General features: G+C 59.2%; 5 protein-coding genes. 2 read left to right on the top strand and 3 right to left on the bottom strand.

Annotated features, from left to right (window positions below):
- Positions 1-1,457: 1,457 nt before the first annotated feature.
- A complete protein-coding gene (locus NBW77_RS21080; RefSeq protein WP_242605627.1) occupies positions 1,458-2,285 on the top strand; it encodes a JmjC domain-containing protein in 828 nt (275 codons plus the stop codon).
- The gene (locus NBW77_RS21075) at positions 2,219-3,085 is read left to right on the top strand and encodes an aldo/keto reductase (RefSeq protein WP_131745660.1); all 867 of its coding nucleotides are present in this window, start codon (positions 2,219-2,221) and stop codon (positions 3,083-3,085) included. The genes NBW77_RS21080 and NBW77_RS21075 overlap by 67 nt, the downstream gene beginning before the upstream one ends.
- On the opposite strand, the gene NBW77_RS21070 is transcribed toward NBW77_RS21075, so the two are convergent.
- The 3 genes from NBW77_RS21070 to NBW77_RS21060 form a co-directional block, all read right to left on the bottom strand.
- Positions 3,076-3,870, bottom strand: a complete 795-nt coding sequence (locus tag NBW77_RS21070) for a hypothetical protein (RefSeq protein WP_207386860.1) — start codon at positions 3,868-3,870, stop codon at positions 3,076-3,078. The genes NBW77_RS21075 and NBW77_RS21070 overlap by 10 nt on opposite strands.
- Positions 3,871-4,059: 189 nt before the next feature.
- Positions 4,060-4,272, bottom strand: a complete 213-nt coding sequence (locus NBW77_RS21065) for a DUF397 domain-containing protein (protein WP_131745658.1) — start codon at positions 4,270-4,272, stop codon at positions 4,060-4,062.
- The coding region (locus NBW77_RS21060) for a DUF5753 domain-containing protein (protein ID WP_250280206.1) at positions 4,269-4,671 on the bottom strand (403 nt) is incomplete at its 5' end. The genes NBW77_RS21065 and NBW77_RS21060, both read right to left, overlap by 4 nt.

The following is a 4,671-nucleotide window of genomic DNA, read 5'->3' as shown; positions in this document are numbered from 1 at the left end:
CGAGTGTTTGCGCTGGTCGCGGGGGTGCGCGGGGTGGGTGCATGGGTGCATGGGTGCGTGGCCGCTACCTGGTTGCCCCCGGTGGGCTACCCCCGGCCCGGTGTGAGGCCGCTTCGATGGCCGCGAGACGTGCCCCTTTGAGCACCAGCCCGCGCCGTTTCACGTCCACGCTCCGGCCGGGAGTGGTGACGCGCCGACGGTGGCGCCCGACGCGGCAACGGGCGTTGGCCCACCAGCGCCGGCTGAACCTGACCGACGCCCTGCCCTTATGGGCTCACCATGGCGCCACGGGAGACCCGCGCCCGGTGCTGCCTGGCCCGGCCGGGGGACGACGCCCGGCGACAACTTGGCGAACCGTTCCCACCCGACCAGGCCGACCACCGGCGCCCCGGCGTAGTCCATCGTGACTGTCCTCGCTGACGTCCGCCCGACACGGTGATCTTGAGCGACAACCAGACTTGTCGGCCGGTCCGGGAGTACGCGGACGCAATCGGCACAGCGCCCGCCGGTCGAGCACCGGCGCGAGCGCGAGCCCAAGACGCGAAACAGCGACCGGAGTCTTTCATTTCGAGTGATGGACTATCCTCAAATCGAAGGAGTGGATGCCAGCCGGCACCACGATGACGGGCTCGACCGTCCGCCGCAGCTCGGCCGGTACCTGCTGCCATCGTCACCGAAAAAGTTCTCGAAAGCGGTCGCAGCTCCGAGAGCAGTCCGGTAATCTGTCTGTCGCTGCCCGCAATCAACCAGGATCCGGAATGCAAGGTGCCTCGATTTCTGGCTATCGTCGCGGGGGCCACGCAACAGCGTGATATCCACGGAAGGAGACCAGCACAATGACACCACCGGATGACCTCATCCTTGCCGTCGAGGAGTTGGCCACGATCCAGGATCGCAGCGACTTCCAAACCTCCGATGGGGCCGCTGGCGACAGCGGCGAAAACAGGGACGGCTAAAGCCTTAGAGCTAGCCGTCGCTGCACTACCCGCCCGCCTTTCATCTGTTTCGGTTTGGGTGTTCCGTGGCGAGCTGGGTTACGGGTCGAAGGAGCCACCACGTAAAGGATGTTCATGGATCATCAGCTCATCCGCGATATAAAGACCGCGCTGGCATGGTCCGGACCCAGCTCGTCACATTCCCGGTTCCTGCGAGGCACCCTACCTAATCCGGAGCTATGCCCTAGGGTGCTCACGCCGACCAGATTTCTTGATCTGATAATGAGACGAAGTCTGGTCTCGCCCCAGATACGGTGCGTTCAGAATGAATCAGAATTGCACCCAAACTCCTTGCTTCAAATGAACACAACGAGGCGAGGGCAAGTCACGCCGATGGTCGATATGCGTCGACTGGCCCAGCTAATGCAATCCGGCTGCACAGTCGTGTTGGACGCAGTGAACCATTTTGATTCGACGCTAGAGGTTGCATGCAGGGCGTTTCAATGGTGGTTGCGTGCGCCTGTGCAGGCGAACGCATACCTCACAACGGGTGATGCGGCGGGCTTCTCTCTTCATTGGGACGATCACGATGTAATCGTCGTACAGTTAGCCGGCGACAAAGATTGGGAAATCCGGGGTCCGTCCCGCAGTTCTCCCATGTACCGCGACGCCGCACCCAATGTTGAGCCTCCCGAAGAAATCGTGTGGTCCGGCGTCGTGAAGTCCGGCGACGTGTTGCATATTCCCCGGGGTCATTGGCATCGGGCGAACCGTGCCGGCAGAAGCGACGGGTTTAGTCTTCATGCTACCTTTGGATTCACGAATAGAACTGGCGTGGATTGGTTGGCCTGGCTTGCGGACCAGTCGCGCCGCGAAGAGGTATTTCGGGAGGATCTGAATCGACAGGAAAATGACCAGAATGAACATCAACGGGAACACGAAACACTTATCATTGCCGCGTCGCGTCTTCTTACGTCATATCCGCCGGCCCATTACGTGGCATCCGTGGCCCATGCCACCTCCCCAGGCCGGCATGTCTCCACGGCTGGCGTATTTGGTCCTCCATCCGCGGTCGTCTGTGTCACCGATTTTCCGCCTCGGATAGAGGCCCGAGGAGATACGGCGACGGTCACAACAACGGAGAAACGGATCATCTTCACCAGGAAAGCGGTATCAGCCCTCGAACTGCTTCTGTCAGGTGATCCTGTACGCCTCGACTACGTGTCGTCCGAAGCGGGGGTCGACGGCGAGCGCCTCGGGGAGATACTAGTCCGGGAGGGCATATGCGCGGAACTGACCCCGGAACTATTCTCGGGCTATATCGGTCTGACCACAGACGACAAGTTTTAGAGCACGCCCTCACAGTTGGCATTCGATCCTTGGACACCAGTTACAACTATCGAGAATTCAACTCGCATCGCATTCTCTCAAGCGCCGCGAGCGATTTACTACCCATGTTCTCCGTCTCGACAAAAGTCGGCTTCTTCCGAGAGTCCGGACGGGTAGCGCACTCCCTCGCTCCCGGTCGGCTTCGCCGTGCGGTGGAGGAATCAGTGATCGATCTTGGACGCACCCCGGACGTCATCTTTCTGCACAATCCTGAGAAGTCCCTTGTGGGAATCGGCCCCACACACGCCCGTGACCGTTTGGACGCGGCATGCGCCGTGCTGAACGAAGCGGTGACCGCGGGTTTGTGCGCGTCGTGGGGAATATCGTCCTGGGATGCGGGGCCGCTGATCCAAGCGCTTGATGGTGATCCCTTCGCGAAGGCTCTCACGCCAGAAGTGCTCATGGTCCGCGCCGGACTGACGGTGCCGTCTGACCAGCTTGACGCGAGTGAGCGGACGGCGGAACGTCTGGGTATCCCGCCCAACCGGTTGTGGGGCATGAGCCCGTTCGGTGGTGACGCCGCGCGCGACGTCTGGAAGAAAATCAAAGCGGCCACGTTTCTTTGTCAAGATGAACAGGGCTCAAATGTGCAGGCCGTCTTTCGTGCGTCATACGAGCTACCAAAAGTAACACGAATATCCGTAAGCTCCGGGCGCATAGACCACCTGAGAGAACTCGTGGCGGCCGAATCATTAAAAGTTGACTTGGATCAGATCGCCCGCTATCGACAGCTCCTCCGCGAGAAAAAGTCTCACAGTTGAAGGTCTTTCACGAGTCTTTCGACTGCCTGGCGGGCCGGATCGTGAAGCGGCCCTGAATACGAGGCGGGTGCACTAACAATGTCCGCACACAGAAACAGAGTCATGATCTTTCCGGTCTTGCTTTCTAGTTCCTCTCTGTACTCTTGGTGGACGCGGTTGGCCAGATCAGGAATCGCCAGGCTGTTGACCCATAGGTTCGCTGGGTCCAAACCACTAGGTGCCATTCCCCAGTCTTCCCAGTCAAGCAAAATACATTCTGGCGCTGTGAGGTTCGCCCAATTTAGGTCGGCGTGCGAGGCCGACCACTGCTCGACCACTGTGTCGATCTTGCCGCCAAAAACTCGGCTGATTGTCAAGTCTATCCGTGCTTGTGTTATTTTCTCGGTGTGAGGAGTGGCGCGCCGAGTGGTTGAATTTTTGGAAAGCGCGGTTAGCGAAGATCTCAGCGTCGCCCACCACTTCTCAGAAAGATCAGGATAGGTGGTGAGGATGCCACCGGGTTTGACCGGGTGGTCCGAGACGAAATCTGTCTCGTCGGCTCTCCACATTCGATCCTGATCTGAATCGTTCCAGGAGACGCTTTGCCTCCATTCGGGTCGAGCCACTCCATGAAGCATCGACGAGGTCTCTGTTCCGTTCCATCCCTGGCCGGTTATCTTCTCTGGGGATCGAACCTCGACACGGACCCAGGTATCTTTATCGCTGGCAACGCTGATCGTGCGCCGCTTGCGGACCATCATGGTTCGATCGAGGTGGACGTTTAGTGACCGCTCGACACGTTCCAAGACATCGTCGTAGGACCCGGACCTGAGATCCAGTTTCGGGCGGACTTTCGACAAAGTAGGATCCTATCCTTCTCGTAGCTCGGTCGGACTTTCTGCCCGTCCGGTCGCCTGCTTAGGGCGCCACGGGAAAAATATAGTGAAGACGTGCCGTGGCGCTTTCTTGGCGTATTCCGGTTTCGTAATCGGCTGTCAGGCGGTGAACTCTCCGTCTGTCACACCGTGGACGAAGGCCGACCATTCCGCACCGGTGAAGACCAGTACGGGACCGACTCCATTGCCCTTACTGTCCCGTAGTGCGATAAGGCCACTGTCAAGGAATGCCACCTCGACACATTCACCTTTGGCGTTGCTGTAGCTGCTCTTGCGCCACACTGCGCCGGACAGATCGTAACTGCTGTTCATAGTTTGAGCCTCCTAGCTCGGTCAATGAGCATCTTTGTGCTCGTGTCCCGGTCTGCCGCAGATTCCCACATCGCGCTGAACGAAGCTTCGTATTGCGCCACTTCGCGATCTTTTTCTAGATACAATGCTCCAGTAAGTCCCTCCACATAAACTGTTGGCGGTTCTCCCGTTCGCCCGGTTCCGTTCTCGGGAAACCGAAGGACGACGAACGGTCCTGACGTGACACCCGCGTGTAGGCCGGTACTGAACGGCATTATTTTGATCGTGACATTAGGCAGCCGGTTTACGTCTGCGATCCGTTCGAGTTGCTGTGCGAGCGCCTTCGGGCCGCCCATGGGACGATGCAAGATCGACTCGTTGAGAACGACATTGAGCAGCGGTGGGTCAGTCGCTCGGATC

The sequence above is a fragment of the Frankia sp. Cppng1_Ct_nod genome, from assembly GCF_920656135.1.
Lineage (GTDB): Bacteria > Actinomycetota > Actinomycetes > Frankiales > Frankiaceae > Protofrankia > Protofrankia meridionalis.
Note: the sequence above shows the minus strand (reverse complement) of the source record. Positions and strands in the feature narration are given on the sequence as shown.